Here is an 18,610-nt window from a genome sequence, read left to right as displayed (position 1 = left end):
AACCTGACCACGCTAGGCATAGAGCGATAGACTAAGCTTAGTCCGCGACATTTGTCGGGAGCAACTACGCTTTTATATTTTCAGGAACTTGTAGTTCCCCCTTTCACCCGATCCACAGAAAGTATTTGAAAAGGTTTTTTATATCCTTAAATTCCACTTTGTTCCGAAATTTTTCAAGAAAATGAAGTTCTTCCTGGAATCGCAGTCTGAGATCTTAAACTCAATTTTTGTATGGATATGAAAAATGAAATCATCTTATATCGCCCTGATGCACTTGCCGAGCATATTGAGGTGAGAATTGAGGATGAAACTGTTTGGCTTTCACAACAGCAAATGGCTACATTATTTGGGCAAACTAAACAGAATATTAGTTTACATATAAATAATTGCTTTAGAGAGAATGAGCTAGAAAGGGCAGCAACTGTCAAGGATTCCTTGACAGTTCAAACAGAAGGGAATCGAAAAGTCAAGCGAAAAATAGAACACTATAATCTTGATGTGATAATCTCAGTTGGTTATCGTGTAAAATCCAAACAAGGCACACAATTTCGGATTTGGGCAAATGGAGTTTTGAAAGACTACCTTCTGAAAGGTTATTCAATAAACAACCGTATGAATAGGTTAGAAGACAACTTTGAAATCTTAAAAAACAAGGTGACCGATTTTGAATTACAGCTAAAAACGGAGCTCATTCCCAATCAAGGCGTGTTTTTTAACGGCCAAGTGTTTGATGCCTATTCCTTAACTTCTAAAATTATCCGATCTGCCAAGCAAAGTATCGTAGTGATAGATAACTATATTGACGAAAGTACCTTGACGCTTTTATCGAAAAAACGAAAAGAAGTGCAAGTGCTACTGCTGACCAAAACCGTGAGCAAACAGCTGAGCCTAGACCTACAAAAAGCTCAAGAGCAATACGGCAACTTTACACTCAAACCTTTTAGCCAAAGCCACGACCGATTTTTAATTATTGACGCAGGGGAAGTATACCATTTGGGTGCATCGCTCAAAGACTTAGGTAAAAAGTGGTTTGCCTTTTCTAGGTTGGAAAAAGAAAGTGTAAGTAGCATTTTAACCAAAATAAATGAACTTGGCTGAATCAGTTCGGAGACCTCACTGGATTCGCAGGCTGCAAGCATATTGCCCTCCCCCGCTAGGCGTAGAGAGTTTTACTAAGCGTAGTCCCGAAAGCTGTATGGGCGAAACAGACTCAACCTTTGACAATTTCTACTTCCAAACCTAAAAATTCTCCCAAGGTATCCGAAAAACGCTGTGCTTCCCAGATTTCCAGATCCAGACTTTCTTCTCCGAATAGCTTGATGGTTAGTTTATGGTCTGATGGGATGCAATAGACGTTTTCCACCCATTGATTTTTAGTTTTATCCAATCCTACCGCGACCCTCAAAATTCCTGAAAGTCCTTTTACCAATCTTCGTAAATTCTTATCCAGCTTTTTGAACTTTTTGTGACGTTTTTTTGGACCAGATTTCCTGTGGTATCTGGACAGATGGGCTAGTATGGTTAGTTCATCATTGTTGAAGCCCCTCAGCCTTCCCTTCAAAATCAAATACCTGGAATGCTTATGGAAATCCTTAAAATTCACAAATTGACCTATATCATAGATCAGACTTGCATGGTGTAACAACTCCCGGCTTGAATCCTCTATACCGTGCAGGTCTTTCAGTTGGTCAAAAAGCTGAAGTGCTAACTTCGAGATATGCTTTTTCTCGGCTATATCCGTATCATAGCGCAAGGCCATCATCAGCGAACTGCTTTCCCGGACATCTTTACCCTGCTCCAGGCGGTCTAGTTTCTGGCCGTTTTTCTCAAGATAGTCTATGATCAATCCGTCTCTCAAGGAAGCATCCGAAAGAGTGATTTCATCCACCTTGGACATTTTCAACAACTCCAAAAGCAAAAATCCACCCAGATGGATGGCATCTACGCGGTTTGCACTGATGCCGGGAATAGCTGTTCTTTTCCCAGGCTCAAGTTCCAAGAGCTGAGCTATGATTTTTTCAAGATCCTTTATTCTGACAACCTCAGCATTGACGGAACTGATGATGGTTTTATCATTTAGGGCCAAAGCTGCCTCTCCCAAGGTCCGGATGGTACCGGAAGTGCCTACTACCTTGGAAAAACCCACCTGTGAAGCTTTTGGAATGATTTTACCGGCAATGGAACGGATATGTTCTTTCAGGTCTTTTTGCTGTTTTCTGTCCAGGGAATCCTGATTTCCTACCAGATCCAATAGTCTCAGGACACCAAGTTTCATACTGCTCATGAACAGTACTTCTTCCCGATTTCCTACCACTGCCTCAGTACTTCCACCGCCGATATCAAGGACCATAGCATTTTCTTTTCCTAGGTCTATGGTTCTATTCACTGCCAAAAAAATCAGTCTGGATTCTTCTTTTCCGGAGATCAACTGGGGAGACAATCCCACATCCTGGATCAGTCTGTCTAAAAATTCCCTGCCGTTTTTGGCTTCACGAGTGGCGGAGGTAGCAGCAGTGATGATATGTTCCACCCCATATTGGTCGGCAAGCTGCACATACCTGGAAATGGTTTCCAAGCCATTGTCAAATGCTTCCTGACTGATTACCTTATTTGCAAAAACCCCCGCACCCAGTTTGACCATTTCCTTCTCCTGAACCAACACCTCATAACTTTGTCTTGAGGTGACTTTGACGATTATCATATGAATGGAATTGGTACCGATATCGATGGCAGCTAGGTTCATTGATCTTTTTGGATTTGATGAATATTAAATATAATTATCCGCAATTTTGACAGTAGCCATTAAATCTTTGCTCATCCAGCGGGAAGACCGAAGACGGGTGACCGAAGTGGCCTAAAATTTAGAGTTGAGCTTATTTTGTATTGCTTTAGTCTCCTTACTGGTAGAATTGCGGATACACACAATACTAAAAGTACACGATAAAAAAGAAATAAGATTGAAGTTTTAATGTTTGAGTTTCGCTTGGCCTTGGAAAAATTTATACCCCCGCTAAGTTTAGACCACCAGCCTAGCTGTAATCCGTATAGCAGTCGGACGTAATTACACCTTCCTATAAATTGGAATTTTAATAAAAGCAGCTTGAGTTTAAGCCAATCCATTTGCATCCCGATTGCTATCTTGGATGGGAAGGGTGCTAAGTTGATGTTGCAAATTCACCTTCTTGTGGTAGGAGGAAAAGCTGCGTTGGAAAAGGCTGTGAAATAGTCTGAGGTGGAGCTGAGGAAACTCTAATTTCCCAGCTCGGCCTAGTCGGATAGTTCTTGGTATCCACTACCGCTGTAGTAGAATCATTGCCTAGGCATCGTACCGTACAGCTTTCGGGATGAGAATGGCTGAACGAAGCCATTTACTACTAATCCACCTTATCCAGACCTTCCATAGCCGAGTAATTCTTAGCGATAGAATTCAGGTAACCTTCCTCCAAAAACTCTTTCTAATGGTTAATTAAAACTACCCATAGCTAACAAGGTGGAAACCCACACAATGACACAGGAAATAAAAATTCCTATGGAATTTGCCATAAAGGCTTTTTTCCTATCCAAACCAAAAAGGTAACCTGCAATGGTACCTGCATAAACTCCAGTACCAGGAAGCGGAATCAGCACAAATAGCATTAGCCCCCAAAAACCATATTTTTTTACGTTTTTTCCGGCGCCGGATTTAGCTCTTCGCCCCACAAAAATCGCTGCCTTTTTATAATGATACCATTTCAGGAAATAACGATTTACTACATCCAGAAAAAAGGTCATTATCGGGAATACCAGCACATTGGCAAAAAAGCAAAGAACAAAAGCCAAATAAATATTTATATCATTCAAGAGGGCGTAAGGGATTCCGAATTTAGCCTCTCCAAAAGGGGAAATGCTCCATAGCATTGCGATAAGTATATCGAGAAACATTTTATGGTGATTAGATGCCGCAAAAGTAATGAATTTCGCATGCGCTACTGCAGGCAGAAACTCAAACTATAGCTGAAAACGCTTTTCAGTACAAAAGGATTTAATTTTCTTTTTTATGAAGTTGGAAGCCGCTCATTACTGTGCCCTAGTAAAAAATCCGGAAATGTGGCTTGCTCATCTCGATATAGACAGAGAGGTCTAGAGGTAAGGCAAAGTCTGATTTATGTGTAAGACTTGTCCCTTTTTTTTGTCGGGTGCATAACAGCAAGGCCATCACAGGTATCTCACTTATCATTAGACCGCTTGCCAAAAAACTAAGTGCTTAACCTAGCTTGAATTAACTTCTTTGCAGGTACATATTCAGTGAAAATTGGCCTAAAATTAGCAGCGTGGAATTTGCACTTTTAAACAAGAAATTGAATCCCTCTACAGCCAATAAATGAGCACAAAAAAATCTTTATTACTCTTCATTTTCCTGATTTTCGCAGCTTTGGGCCAAGCCCAAACTGAGATCACTGAGCAAATCAAAACCGACCGGGACAACCAGCTCAAGGAATTGAATGAAAAATTGAAAAACAACGAGGAGATTGTCAATCGACTCACTGAAAAACTTGCGGCAACAGACAACAAAACTGCATCCGACAAAGAGAAAATTGAAGACTTGGAAAAACTTCAATTTGCCTTGGACAACAGACTCAAAATATTGGAAGAGGGCCCAAAGACCAAGATCAATCTCAATGGGCAGCTGGCATTTACCGAACTGCTCAGTATCCAAAGAGACATCCAGCCACTTGAATTGTTTCTCAGTTCCCAATCTTTTTTTGATCAGCTTGGAAACATAGGCAAAATCCAACAATACAAGTCCTTTGCCAGCTGGAAGGGTGAGTTTGACAAATGGTATGATAAAGAAGGTAAAACAGACGCGATGTCCAGCTTACTTCAAAACTCCCTTGCACTTATCTCCAGCTCATCCTCTATCGTGCCACTCTATGGTACAATGGTAAATACGGCCATCTCTGGAGTGACAAGCTTGATGGGAACTCTTGGGAAAAAAGAAAAAGAGCTTTATGACAAAACACCTGAGATGCTTCGGATTTTGACTGTTTCCAGTCAATTTGAGCAGCAAAAGTCAATCATAGATCACGAATGGAAGCTGATAAATCAGGAATTGGAGCAACTACAAAAAGAAAATACACTGCTGCTGGATGAGCAGATGAATTACTTTTCCATCGATAAGCAACGTTACGAAAGCAGGTATTTAAGGGCAACATTGGACTCGGAGCGAGAGCAGTTTAAGAATGAGTGCAGAAAATCAATCTCGAACAAATTAGCCACGCTGGATAAATCTCCCGACACCAAAGGTAAATGGCTAGGGCAAGTAGAAACCTATATGTATAAGGTTCAATCGTTGCGACTTAGATTTGGCCAACTTACCACTCGTATGCTGGCAAATATAGACCAGTATGAATCGCTACTGAAGGATTACTCTGATACCGGAAAATTCCCGATTGAGTTTACCTCCAAGATCATGGCAATGAATAGTCCACTGAACAATCTGCGTAATAAATTCTACTCCAGCTTTAATCCTGCCAAATACGTGGAAGACTCAGCGGTGATGTATATTGAGCGACAATGATTTTTTGAGTTAGCCCCACTGCATGATCCCATTCCAAACTCCTGAGGATTATCGAAGAAATTCTCCAACTTGGATTCTTAGACCAATCCAATAAACCACAATGCTAATCATACCTGATGCGGAAATCGCTGGACTTCTAGATTACAAAAAACTGATTGGAGCACTTCGGGAGATTTTTCAGTCTGAGTTTACCATGCCATTACGGCACCATCATTTTTATAAAACGCCGGAGGGAAACGATAATACCTTGATCCTGATGCCGGTTTGGAACAGCCAATACATGGGCTTGAAGCAGGTCACTGTCGCACCGGCAAATGCTAAGGAAAATAGGCCATCGATTTTTGCACAGTATATTTTGAGCGATTCCAAAACGGGTCAACCCTTGGCTTACATGAATGCCACAGAACTAACCGCCCGAAGAACGGCTTGCACTTCCGCTCTTGCCGCTTCTTACCTATGCAGAAAAGATGCTCAAAATTTGCTGATTTTAGGCGGAGGAAAAGTTGCTCAGCATTTAGCTCAGGCTCATATGGCTGTGCGTAACTTTAAAAAAATCAGTGTCTGGATGCGGGATTCGGCAAAAATGGAAGAATTTGTGTCGAGTTTGCAGGATCAGGGATTCCCTGCACAATGCGTCACTGATTTAGAAGAATCAGCGCGAAATGCAGACCTTATCTCTTGTGCCACGCCTTCCAAAACTCCAATTATTAAAGGAAAATGGGTACAAGCCGGAACACACTTAGATCTGATAGGTTCTTACAAACCTGACACCCGCGAAACCGACGATGAAGCCATTGGTAAGAGCGCTATTTTTGTGGATTCACGTGCCGGTGCCCTGCACGAATCAGGCGAACTTGCACTACCAATCGCTGCCGGGATTATTACAGAAAAAGATGTGAAAGCAGACATCGTGGAACTGATCAAAGGCATTCACCCAGGAAGAACCTCGAACGAGGAGATCACACTTTTCAAATCTGTAGGATTAGCTATCGAAGATCTTGCAGCGGCACTGTTGGTATATCAAAACTTCGATCCCAAATAAGATTTCTACCAGTCGCTGAACTAGAATAATTATTTTCCTCAGCTTGTCGATTACCAAGAAAACATTTCGATCAATAAGGTTTTCCTAGATTTTGAATTAAATTAAGCGCAAGAAAATCCACCACCTAATGAAAAAATTCTTCCTTGGCCTACTCTTCGTACTCCTAGTAATTGTCGGCATACTTCTCTTCAACACCTTTCGGATGAGCTCCAAACAAGTCGAAGCTGAACCTCTGGCGAAAGTTGATTTTTCGGATCAGGTTTATCAAAATCTCTCCAAAGCGATTACCTATCAGACCATTTCGCTGAGCGAAGATGCAATCCCGGATTCGGCAGCATTCTTTGGATTCCACCGTTTTTTGGAAGAAACCTTTCCTCTGACCCATGCAAATCTTTCTCTGGAAAAAATCAATACTTATAGCCTGCTTTACAAATGGGAAGGCTCGGACCCATCGAAAAAACCACTGATTATGATGTCTCATCAGGATGTGGTTCCCGTAGACCAACCCACTTTGGGAGCATGGGAAGCCGCACCATTTGAAGGCAAAATCACTGACACACATATCATCGGTAGAGGAACTATGGATGATAAAGGTACTTTGATTGCCGTACTGGAAGCAGTGGAAAAACTTCTTTCTGAAAACTACAAACCTACCCGAACGCTCTACATCGCCTCAGGGCATGATGAGGAAGTTGGCGGTGGAAAAGGCGCCGCCGAGATCGCAGCACATTTGAAAGCACAGGGAGTTCAAGCAGCGATGGCCATTGATGAGGGCGGGTATCTTGCAGAAGGCTTGGTTCCCGGAGTGAATGCACCCGTAGCTATAATCAACTTAGCAGAAAAGGGCTTCGCCTCCTTCCGACTGATCGTCGAGACTAATGGGGGGCATAGCTCTGCTCCTCCACGAGAAAATACAATTGGGATGCTAGCTCAAGCCATCGTGGATTTGGAAAATAATCAACTCCCCTACAAGCTGGTCAAGCCAATAGATTCCCAACTGGAGTATATGGGACCAGAACTTCCCTTTTTTACGCGCATGGCTTTTGCCAATCCTTGGCTCTTTAAGAAACAAATCTTAGAAGGCTTAAATGCTCATACTACTACCGCACCAACTATTATCGATGGTGGAGTTAAAAACAACGTCATTCCTACTGTAGCTGAGGCGACAATCAATTTCAGAATTCTGCCAGGCGAAACCATAGAATCCGTAAAGGCTCATATCGAGTCGGTGATCTCCGAAAAGGTCCGCGTGGAGCCTGTGGGCTTTTTGACGAATCCTTCTCCAGTATCTTCTGCAGATTCTGAGTCTTATCAGCGTTTGCAAAGAACCATCAGAGGATTATATCCAGATGTAATTGTGGTTCCGGGGTTGGTAGGCGGAGGTACGGATGCTCGCTACTTCTATGAGATCGCAGAGGATGTCTATCGCTTCTACCCCATGCGTCTCAATTCCGAATCCATGAGCCGCTTTCATGGTATCGATGAGAAAATCAGCAAGGAGAACTATCAGGAAATCCTACAATTCAGCTATCAACTGATCAGGAATTTCTGATTGTTAGGATAGTTTATTCCCTTTGAATCAAAGCCCGATCTCATCGATTGGGCTTTTTTTGTGTTTAAAACATAACCTGTTCAGAGATTAGTGTTTTATTGTTGATTTTAAGTAAATTATTGACTGACAAGAGCCAATAGCTTGGCTTTAGTCCATAGATCAGTCAATCCAATAAAATTGTTTTTGCTTTTCAAGAAGACTCAAAACCACGAAATACTTTTCATTTTTTTTTTAAACCCAGACCTCCCGGAACCCATGAAAAACTCTCTTAAAATTTCCATCCTCTTAATCGCTTGTCTCTCCTGTAAAAATGAGGATTCAGTCATGAAAGGCACAACAGATCACATCACTGCGGTAACTGGCGGAGTGAATGATTTGGCTTTGATCAATGCTAAAAACGATTCTAAAAATTGGTTGAGTTATGGACAAAATTATTCTGAAGATCGCTTCAGTCAGCTTACGGAAATAACTTCTGAAAATGTAGGTACCCTTGGCCTCAAGTGGTCATACGATTTAAACTCCACCCGTGGAGTGGAAGCAACGCCAGTGGTAGTTGACGGAATAATGTACGTCACAGCGCCTTGGAGTATTGTCCATGCAATTGATACCCGAACAGGAAAGCAACTCTGGACCTATGATCCTAAAGTGCCTCGGGAGACTGGCGTAAAAGCATGTTGTGATGTCGTCAATAGAGGAGTAGCGCTTTACCAAGGCAGAGTTTTCGTCGCTTCGCTAGACGGACGCCTGATTTCAATTGATGCTGCAACCGGAACCAAAATATGGGAACAGGTCACTTTGGACACAAGCAAGAGCTATACAATTACTGGAGCGCCACGAGTATTCAAAGGAAAAGTAATAATCGGAAATGGTGGGGCAGAATATGGTGTCAGAGGCTATATCACTGCCTATGATGCAGAAACAGGAGAACAAGCCTGGCGCTGGTATTCCGTTCCAGGAAATCCGGATCAACCTTTTGAACAACCAGAATTGGAAATGGCCGCTGAAACTTGGGACCCAAGTGGAAAATACTGGGAACTTGGCGGCGGTGGCACCATGTGGGATGCAATGGCCTATGATCCCGAACTTAATTTGATGTACGTCGGAGTCGGCAATGGTTCGCCTTGGAATAGAAGACTTCGCTCACCCGGCGGAGGAGATAATCTCTTTCTTTCTTCCATAGTCGCTTTGGATCCAGATAATGGAAGTTACAAGTGGCATTATCAAGGAACTCCCGGCGACCATTGGGATTATACCGCAACCCAACCCCTTATTTTGGCGGATCTGGAAATTGAGGGAGCAAAGCGAAAGGTGATTATGCAAGCCCCAAAAAATGGATTTTTCTTCGTGATCGACCGAACGAATGGAGAGTTTATTTCTGCACAGAATTTTGTGGATGTAAACTGGGCAAGCGGATATGATGAAAAGGGACGTCCGATGGAAATCACAGCAGCAGAATATAAAAGTGGATCTTATGAGGCTATTCCGGGACCAAACGGAGCTCACAATTGGCATTCAATGTCTTTCAACCCAACTACGGGGCTTGTTTACATTCCTGCACAAGGTATTCCCATCGTTATTGAAGATGATCCAAATTGGGTAGCAAATTCAATAGAGTCAGGAGCTTTTGCTTCTGGAACAGGCTGGAATACTGGTGTCTTATCCTCCGCAACTCCTAAAAAATCAGCGACATTCGGGCATTTATTAGCTTGGGATCCTGTGAAAAAAGAGGCCGCATGGAAAGTAGAGCATGCCAGCCCTTGGAATGGTGGAACTTTAAGCACTGCTGGAAATCTAGTTTTTCAAGGAACTGCTGAAGGTAGATTTGTCGCATATAATGCCTCCACAGGTGAGAAACTTTGGGAAGTCCAAGTCGGCACGGGAGTCATAGCCGCTCCGATCACTTATGAAGTAGATGGGCAGCAATTTGTAAGTATTGCTGCTGGCTGGGGCGGAAGCCATGGCATGTCCACGAACTATAGCGAATACCAAACTCAAGGAAGAGTGTACACTTTTGCGCTTAATGAAAAAGCTCCAATGCCTGAGCTTAAATTAAGGGAAGCCTCATCCATCCTGAGCGGAGTAGCTTATGATCCTCAAGATATTGGACTTGGAACTAAGCTCTATATTACGCATTGCGTGATTTGTCACGGTGTCCCGGTCTTGGGCAAGGGAGGAAATATCCCAAATCTTGGATTTTCTACTAAAGCCAAGATTGAAAATCTAAAGACCTTTGTCTTGACAGACGCACTGAAGGAACTGGGAATGCCGAATTTTTCGGGGAAACTGACTGAAGATGAAGTGACCAAAATTCAGGCATTTATCCAAGCCACAGCTGATGCAGTCAAAGCACAAATGGAGGCCTCGAAGTAAATTATTTACTAGCTAGATTCTTAATGAGTAAATCCTGCAATTCAGCCATCAGCTGATCTGGAACTTTAATTAAAATGGAGATTTTTCCATCCATTTTAAAGCCCTATCCACACGATTGTGCTTTTTTAATTGGATACAATCTGAACAGAAGTATTGTCTGGGACACTTTCGATTTTAGAAAAAAGAACGCATCGCGTGAGTAATTTTTTAAGCAAAAAGGATACTGAGAAAAACTTTGAAAAAATCCATTAATCCTTATTTGCACTACTTTTATTTTGTTTAAAAGCTTTATCTTAATTGAAAGATTACTCCAAATTGGAGATAGCATTTTGTTAATTGATTCATGCTCACCACTAAACTGAATAGACCTACTTTATCAAAAGATCTTATTCACAGGGCTCATCTTGTGGAAAAGTTGGAAGAAAGTAGGCACTTGCCACTGATCTTAATATCGGCTCCTGCAGGTTATGGTAAGAGTGTGCTGGTCAGCCAATGGCTTAACCACTACCAAAAAGATTTTTCATGGCTTTCATTGGATGAAAGTATGAATGATACTACTACTTTCATTTCTTATTTTATTGATAGTTTAGAGAGGTCTGGGGATTCCGGGAAGATTCAAAAGATTTTTAAAAACAAACAAGAACTGCACTTCCTTTCCTGGGGTGCGATCATAGACAGAATAATCAATGCAGTTAACCAAATTCAGAAAAATTTTAGGTTGGTACTAGATGATTATCACTTGATCAAAAATCCAGATATACACCAATTAATAAAAGTATTAATCAATGAAAATTTAATCAATGTTCAGGTAGTAATCATCACTCGCTGGGATCCTCCATTTCAGTTGAGAGAACTGAGGTTGTATCAAAAAATGCTGGAGCTCCGGATGCGTGATCTCAGATTTGATAAATCTGAGATTCATGAGCTATTATCTACTGCTTATGACATGAAAATCAGTGACTCTGATGTTAATTCACTTTTTGAGAATACCGAGGGATGGGTCTTAGCAATTCGAATGTTTCTATTGGCAAAATCCTTTTCGGATCTTGAATATGAAAACAACGAAAATAATATCCTAGCTCATGATCTAGATCGCCTGATGTTTCATATTAGTGAAAACATTGACCCGAAATTTTTTCGAATAATGCAACTTTGCGCGCTTTTTGATCAATTTGACAAAGAGCTAATCAACGCTATTTGCAAGTTTGCTATTGCCGATTCTTGTTCAGCTGATACCTTTCTTTCCCAACTTGTCGAATTGAACTTTTTCTTAATTCCTATAAGAGATTTGCAGGGAAAATTCAGATTCCATCATTTAATTGGCGATATTCTACAAAGACAGTTGCAAAGCAGTGAACCGGCTTTAGTCAACTCAATTTATAATCAAATAAGTAAGTGGTTTTCAGAAAAGGGCTTAGTTGATGAAGCAGTGCAATATTCGGTCAAGGCTAATAACTACAGTAGAGCCTGTGATCTGATAAAAATCCACAGGGAAGCCTTATTGGAAAAAGGACAGTGGTGGGTTTTGCAGCGATGGATAAAAAACATTCCCCGTCAAATTCGAAATTCTCATGTTGATCTCTTAATTACAGAATTACTTATTTGTGAAGAAACATGGAACCTTGCCGATTTATCTTCGATCCTGAAAATGTTGGATTCAATTGGGATTGAAAACTCAAACCCGAAAGATTTTTCTCAATACCTGTTTCATCTAGGGTACTATTTGACCTATGTCAACCCAGATCCAAAAAAAGCAGAAGAATCGCTTGAAAAATCAAAAGCTATATTTTACGACGAAAGTGCCATGTTTGGTACACTCCGGGAAGTCATAATTGCCACTAACAGACAAATGTTGGGTAAATCAGATCTTGCTTTGAAGGCTCTTGATGAAATCCAAGAAAAATTTGATTATTCTTCAATAATGCAATATCGAGCTGTTCAAGGCAAAGTCTTTATTCACTTACTTTCTGGAAATTTTGGATCCGCTGCCAGCGATTCGAAAAAACTACAATTTCTTGCCCAAGGCTCCGATTTCTATTATGCAGAATGTTGGATATACTATTTTCTTGGCACCATTGCCTTTCAATCTCACAACGAGAAGGAAACCAAACAGGCGTTTACACAAATGTTAACTTTGGAGGGAAGATTACATTATCGGCTTTATTTTGATGCACTAAGTGGGTTGACCCTAATTAGTTCTTTAAAAAGAGATAAAGAGACAACTAATTCATTTCTAGAACAAATGAGACAATTGGCCACAAACCTGAATAACCCGAAGTTTCAAGATTATTCCGATTCCATAAGAGCAAGGGTCCGCTGGCATGATGGTCAAGGTGAAAAAGAGTTGGACTGGGCAATCCAAGATTGGGTAAAACAACCCACAGGGAAGTATTTGTTTTTAATAGATGTTCCTGAACTAACAAAGCTCCGAATCATAGTAACTCACGGATCCATTCAATTGGTAAAGGAAGCGCTAGAGGTACTTGACACTATTGAAGGTGCTCTAAATGAAATTTATAACAAGTACCACGCGGTCGATATAGCGCTTTTGAAAGCGATTGCAAAATATCGAATAGGTGATTCGGATTCTGCAAAAAAGTCCCTTGAGAAAGCCCTATTACTTGCAGAAAGCTCTGAGGTATCAAGGCCCATACTTGAGGCATACCAAGTTTTACCCGAATTATTTAATCTCATAAATCCCTCAAACGAATCTTTCCATGCATTTGCACGATTTGGCCTAAATAAAAGCACAGCGAAGGAAAATCCAGAAAAGTTGAATATTCAAGAATTAACCATAAGAGAACAAGAGATTGTCAAACTTATTTCTGATGGACTCAGAAATAAAGAGATAGCTGACCAACTTCATATTTCTACGGTAACCGTAAAAAGTCACTTGACCAATATTTATCGAAAGCTTGAGGTTACTAACCGAACTTCAATGCTGCGAATAATTCGAAATCAGTAAATCGTATCTTAAATAACCCATTTTTTTGCCTGATTAATCTCAGTTTATTTTTTATGAAATCTGAGTTCAAAGCATCAAGTTTCACTCATTCCTTTTTCCGAATCAAACCTGATTTTGAAAACAAGGGCAAAATATTTTCTAACTAAAAATCGATTAAGTCTCTATTTTTCACTAATTAAAACTAAGCGTCAGCACTGTTTTTAGAGGAAAAATCAGGATAATCCTACCTTTTTGCGACTTAAGTTGTAGAAAAAGTCAATTGGTCCCTCCCTAAATTGTTAGAATGAAAAGGGACGAACAAACTGACTATAGGAAAATTGTACCCCATGAATCCTCTGTCTATCAGATCAAGATTTCCGGAAAAGTTACAACGTCACTTTTAGCCATAGTCGGTGATATGCAAATTCAAAAGCATCCTGGAAATGATGAAATCAATCTCATTGGATGTTTTCCGGACCAATCCGCTCTTCTGGGTATTCTTAATGCCTTAAATGACATCCGTCACGAAATACTATCGGTACGCATTTTAGAAACTGATTAACACTTAATAATAAAAGAGAATTAAATCTCAATATATAATAAGAATAGAAAAATCAATTGGCAGTTCACAAATAAAGAGAACTTAATGCTTATTAGAAAAGAAGGGAAAATGTATGAAAATATTGTTATATAAATTTAAAAGTATGAAAAGCGAAAAGAAAGGTTTACTAGTATTCCTTTTTACAGTGGCGCTTAGTTATTCTGTCTATGGGCAAGATATAAAGAAAGACACTATTCTTGTAAGAGATCTTTCAGGTCCAAACTCTGTGAGTCAGCAGATGAATAAAGACAACACTACAAAAGGATTATTTTATATAGGGTCTGGGTTAGACAGTTTAGACCAATTGAAAAAAAGGTTTTATAAAAAAACTGGTTTTATTATTAATGCTGATTATAACTCACAACTAATGGCAGCTACTGAAGCAATTGGAGATAATGTTGGTGCTAGTGGTGTGTTTCGTATTTATGGTAAGTATAACCTTGTTGGGAGAGGTACTTCACATGAGGGCGGTTTAGTATTTAAAGTTGAAAATAGACATAAATACACCGACCTACCAATACGTGAATGGGGGTTGGAAGGAGTAGGTTATGCTGGTCTTATGCAATCTGTTTATAATAATGACAGGTGGCGTGTTGGTAATCTATATTGGAGACAAACATTTGCTAAGGCTAATATTGTTGCTTATGCTGGATTTCTGGATGTGACTGATTGGACTGATATTTTTGTATTGGCTAGCCCTTGGAGTAGTTTTAACAATCTATCCTTTGCAACAGGTTCCAGTACTACCGGTGGTTCATACCCTGATGGTGCATTGGGCTTAATGGTTAGCGCATGGTTAACTGATAATATTTATGTTATAGGAGGTTTAATTGATGCTAATGGTAGTGCCAAAGAATTTTATAAAAGCTTTGATACGTTCTTTACCAAATTTGAAACCCTCAAAACTTTTGAAGTTGGTTTTACACCGAATTCCGAAATGCCTATTTTACAAAACGTACATATAACCTTATGGCAAGTAGACGAGACAGCAAGTGCTCCTAGTGGTTGGGGGCTTTCAGGCTCTATTAGCTGGGAATTAGGTAATAAATTATTTCCATTCCTTAGAGGGGGCTGGGCAAATGATGGTGGCAGTTTTTTTACAGCCTCAGTCAGTACAGGAATTGGTTATAATGTAATAGGATCCAACGTATTTGGATTAGGATTAAACTGGAACCGACCAAATGAAGGTCTATTTGGCCCTGGCTTGAAAGATCAATACCTCTCTGAAATATTCTATAAAATACAGGTGGCACATCATGTTGAATTCTCACCAAACCTACAATTCATGTTAAATCCAGCATTGAATCCTAATGCAAACTTCACAACAATTTTTGGAGCACGTGCACGAATTAATATATAAACACACTAAAATAATTATTGTAAAAATCAAGGTATAATAAACAATATAATAATTTGATAAAAATGATTACAAAAAGCAAAAAATAAAAAAAATAACGTAACAAAAAAATGACATTAACACAAATTTTACATTAACCAAAAACAATTTACTATGAAAAGAATGAAATCAATTTTCGGTCTTCTTGTAGCATTGGTATTACTGAATAGTAATGTATTTGCACAAGAAAAAGCAGCACCCAGTTACAAATTAATCACCAATGTGAATGTATGGGATGGAACAAGTGATAAGCTAGTAAAAGCAGACGTATTAATTGAAAACAACCTAATTAAAGAGGTTAAGACCGGAATTACAGCACCTAAAGGTGCAACTGTAATTGACGGTAAGGGCGGCACAGTAATGCCTGGCTTAATTGAGGGGCACGGCCATTTATACTTGAATGGCTCCACTCTAGCGGATATTGAAAATAATAAAGGCTACGATGAATTAGCGATTAGAGGAGCGGTAAAAGCTGAAGCTGCTTTAATGTCAGGATTTACGACTTGGAGAGATGCAGGAGGAATGGGTGCTGGGCTAAAGAAAAGTATAGATGCAGGTATAGTAAATGGACCAAGAATTTATCCTTCTGGTGCTATAATTGGCCCAACTGGTTCTCACGCAGATTTTAGAAATTATACAACGCCTAACGAAACTTTTTTTGGGGGCCATTCTTCGGCCGCTCGCAATGGCATGAGTTATACGACTGATAGTCCGGAAGCGATTAAAACAGCAGCTCGCCAAAACTATATGCAAGGAGCAACTCAAATTAAAATAATGTCTAGTGGTGGAATTGCTTCACAATTTGACCCTTGGCAATTAAATGCGTTCTCTGCAGAAGACATACAAGCTGCTGTTGAAGTAGCAGAGGCTTATGGTTCTTATGTAATGTCTCATGCGTACTCCAAGACAGCAATTATGAGGTGCTTAGATAATGGAGTAAAGACTATAGAGCATTGCTTAATGTTTGATGAAGATGTTGCGAAAAAAATGGTAGAAAAGGGAGCATATATGACCACAAACGTGACGTCTTTCTCTCCTCTCATTGATCAACTGGATTATATACGCACAAGTCCAATGTCTAAGAAAAAATATGAGTCTGCGAAAATAGCGACTAAAGACTTTGTTGAAAATGTAAATAAATATCAACCAAAAATGGGATTCAATACGGATGCGATTGGCGATCTTCAAAACGGCATAACGCAAGCTGACTATTCCATTTATTTAAGTGGACAGCTCTTTGGTAATTTATTTACATTAAAATCGCTGACTTCTGTAAATGGTGAAATAGTAAAACTTGCAGGAGAAGTTCTAGACCCATATTTTGAAGGTAGTTTAGGCTTAGTAAAAGCTGGAGCTTATGCAGATCTTCTTATTGTAGACGGAAATCCATTAGAAGACTTAACACTAATTGGCGCTAATGAAAAATGGTTTGATGCACCTGGACGTGCTGGTGATGATATCCCAGGAATGAAGCTGATCATGAAAGATGGCAAAGTATATAAGAATACTTTGTAAGTGAGTCGTTCTAAAATAGTTAGACAGATCTATATTGCAAATTAAAGCAACAAACTGTTTTATTGTTAATGCTGATTATAACTCCCATTATTTGTGAGTTATAATCAGCAATTAAATATGATGTTAGCACTATTGGTGTATTTCGTATTTATGGTAAGTATAATTTTGTTAGTAAAGGTACTCTACATAAAAACAAAAAATAATCAAATATGAAAAAGGACAAACCGTAGCCACAAAATGACATTAATATTATTTTTATTTTAGCTAATAACCCATGAAAAAAATGAAATCAATTTTCGGTATTCTTGTAGCATTAGTATTATTGAATACTAATGTATTTGCACAAGATAAACCATCACCCAATTACACATTAATCACCAATGTGAATGTATGGGATGGAATAAGCGATAAGCTGGAAAAAGCGGATGTTTTGGTTGAGGGAAACCTTATCAAACAAATATCCAAAGAGCCGTTATTTATTGCACAAATTGATGGAAATACCATCATTGACGGTGGCGGACGCACGCTGATGCCAGGGTTGATTGACGCTCACTGGCATACGCTGCTCTCTTCTATTACGTTAGAGGAAGGTCAATCGGAAGAAGCGGACTATCTACATGCTCGCGCGATTGTCGGCGCGGAAAACACGCTGATGCGGGGTTTTACCACTGTTCGTGATGTAGGCGGGCCGGTTTTTGGTATCAAGAAAGCCATTGATGAAGGATTACTTGAGGGGCCGCGAATTTTCCCCAGTGGGGCATTGATCTCCCAGACATCAGGGCATGGTGATTTCAGCCATGTGTATGACGGTCCGCGTGCCTTCGGAGCGGCGCCACCACGATTTGAGCAGCTTGGGATCTCCCGGGTGGCCGACGGGGTGGATGAAGTTCTCGCGGCCACACGCTACAACCTGAAGCAAGGGGCGACTCAGATTAAAGTTATGGCAGGCGGGGGTGTGTCAAGTCTGTATGATCAACTGTATGTCAATGAATATACTGCTGAAGAACTTAAGGCTATCGTGGATGCGGCGTCTGACTGGGGCACCTACGTTACCGTGCATATTTACAACGAAAAAGGAATCGCCCGGGCATTGAACGCCGGCGTTAAGGGTATTGAGCATGGACACCTGATGAGTGAAGAAAGTGCAAAACTCATGGCGGAGAAGGGCGCCTGGCTGTGTATCCAGCCGTTTTACAAAGATATTCCGGGTGCAGAGACATTAGACCCAGGTCGCTATGCAAAGTTTATGCAGGTCGTAGACGGTTTTGATAAGACAATGAAACTTGTTAAAAAGTATAACCTGAATATGGCCTTCGGAACAGACCTTCTCTTTTCACCGAAGACCAACGGTCAGCAGGGCGATCTTCTTGCCCGGTTTAAAAACCTTTACAGCGATGTTGAGATCCTTCGTATGGCGACTTCCAACAACGCCAAGTACTTTGAATTGAGCGGACCAGGGCATCCCTACAAGGAAGGACCGCTGGGTGTAATTAAGCAAGGTGCCTATGCCGATATCCTGTTGGTGGATGGAGATCCTTTAAAAGACGTCTCGATCCTAGGTGAAGATGGAAAGAACATCCCGCTGGTCATGAAAGACGGTAAAATATACAAGAATACTTTATAAATAAGTCGT

At 40.4% G+C, this 18,610-nt stretch carries 13 protein-coding genes; 10 read left to right on the top strand and 3 right to left on the bottom strand.

The window, feature by feature from the left end:
* The first annotated feature begins 231 nt into the window (after window positions 1–231).
* Complete coding sequence (gene rhuM / locus BVC88_RS03145) at window positions 232–1,098, top strand: RhuM family protein (protein WP_075349169.1); 867 nt, start codon at window positions 232–234, stop codon at window positions 1,096–1,098.
* Window positions 1,099–1,210: 112 nt separating this feature from the next.
* Here rhuM and BVC88_RS03140 read toward each other — a convergent pair whose 3' ends face one another.
* The 3 genes from BVC88_RS03140 to BVC88_RS03135 all read right to left on the bottom strand — a co-directional run bounded on the left by BVC88_RS03140 (window position 1,211) and on the right by BVC88_RS03135 (window position 3,921).
* Window positions 1,211–2,743: a Ppx/GppA phosphatase family protein gene (locus tag BVC88_RS03140; protein WP_075349168.1), complete on the bottom strand. Its 1,533-nt coding sequence runs from the start codon at window positions 2,741–2,743 to the stop codon at window positions 1,211–1,213.
* A 412-nt stretch (window positions 2,744–3,155) separates the two neighbouring features.
* Window positions 3,156–3,368 carry a hypothetical protein gene (locus BVC88_RS21105; RefSeq protein ID WP_139316512.1) on the bottom strand — a complete coding sequence of 71 codons (213 nt, stop codon included), beginning with the start codon at window positions 3,366–3,368 and terminating at the stop codon, window positions 3,156–3,158.
* Window positions 3,369–3,462: 94 nt separating this feature from the next.
* Window positions 3,463–3,921, bottom strand: a complete 459-nt coding sequence (locus BVC88_RS03135; protein WP_075349167.1) for a COG2426 family protein — start codon at window positions 3,919–3,921, stop codon at window positions 3,463–3,465.
* Window positions 3,922–4,360: 439 nt separating this feature from the next.
* Between BVC88_RS03135 and BVC88_RS03130 the strand changes: the two genes are divergently transcribed.
* The 9 genes from BVC88_RS03130 (at window position 4,361) to BVC88_RS03090 (ending at window position 18,601) form a co-directional block, all read left to right on the top strand.
* Complete coding sequence (locus BVC88_RS03130) at window positions 4,361–5,557, top strand: hypothetical protein (RefSeq protein WP_075349166.1); 1,197 nt, start codon at window positions 4,361–4,363, stop codon at window positions 5,555–5,557.
* A 100-nt stretch (window positions 5,558–5,657) separates the two neighbouring features.
* Window positions 5,658–6,599 (top strand): ornithine cyclodeaminase family protein, encoded by a 942-nt coding sequence (locus BVC88_RS03125; protein WP_075349165.1) that lies wholly within the window; start codon window positions 5,658–5,660, stop codon window positions 6,597–6,599.
* Window positions 6,600–6,726: 127 nt separating this feature from the next.
* Window positions 6,727–8,151: a M20 family peptidase gene (locus BVC88_RS03120; protein ID WP_075349164.1), complete on the top strand. Its 1,425-nt coding sequence runs from the start codon at window positions 6,727–6,729 to the stop codon at window positions 8,149–8,151.
* A gap of 255 nt (window positions 8,152–8,406) precedes the next feature.
* A complete protein-coding gene (locus BVC88_RS03115; RefSeq protein WP_083639004.1) occupies window positions 8,407–10,521 on the top strand; it encodes a PQQ-dependent dehydrogenase, methanol/ethanol family in 2,115 nt (704 codons plus the stop codon).
* A gap of 343 nt (window positions 10,522–10,864) precedes the next feature.
* Complete coding sequence (locus tag BVC88_RS03110; RefSeq protein ID WP_075349162.1) at window positions 10,865–13,486, top strand: LuxR C-terminal-related transcriptional regulator; 2,622 nt, start codon at window positions 10,865–10,867, stop codon at window positions 13,484–13,486.
* 283 nt (window positions 13,487–13,769) lie between these two features.
* Window positions 13,770–14,027, top strand: coding sequence for a hypothetical protein (locus BVC88_RS03105; protein WP_075349161.1), 258 nt, complete (start codon window positions 13,770–13,772; stop codon window positions 14,025–14,027).
* Window positions 14,028–14,169: 142 nt separating this feature from the next.
* Entirely contained in the window at window positions 14,170–15,426 is a 1,257-nt protein-coding gene (locus BVC88_RS03100; protein WP_075349160.1) for a carbohydrate porin, read from the top strand.
* A 150-nt stretch (window positions 15,427–15,576) separates the two neighbouring features.
* Window positions 15,577–16,977, top strand: coding sequence for a metal-dependent hydrolase family protein (locus BVC88_RS03095; RefSeq protein WP_217694737.1), 1,401 nt, complete (start codon window positions 15,577–15,579; stop codon window positions 16,975–16,977).
* Window positions 16,978–17,251: 274 nt separating this feature from the next.
* Complete coding sequence (locus BVC88_RS03090) at window positions 17,252–18,601, top strand: metal-dependent hydrolase family protein (protein ID WP_075349159.1); 1,350 nt, start codon at window positions 17,252–17,254, stop codon at window positions 18,599–18,601.
* The last annotated feature ends 9 nt before the right edge of the window (window positions 18,602–18,610 follow it).

This window comes from Algoriphagus marinus, from assembly GCF_001936475.1.
In the GTDB taxonomy this organism is placed as follows: Bacteria; Bacteroidota; Bacteroidia; order Cytophagales; family Cyclobacteriaceae; genus Algoriphagus; species Algoriphagus marinus.
Note: the sequence above shows the minus strand (reverse complement) of the source record. Positions and strands in the feature narration are given on the sequence as shown.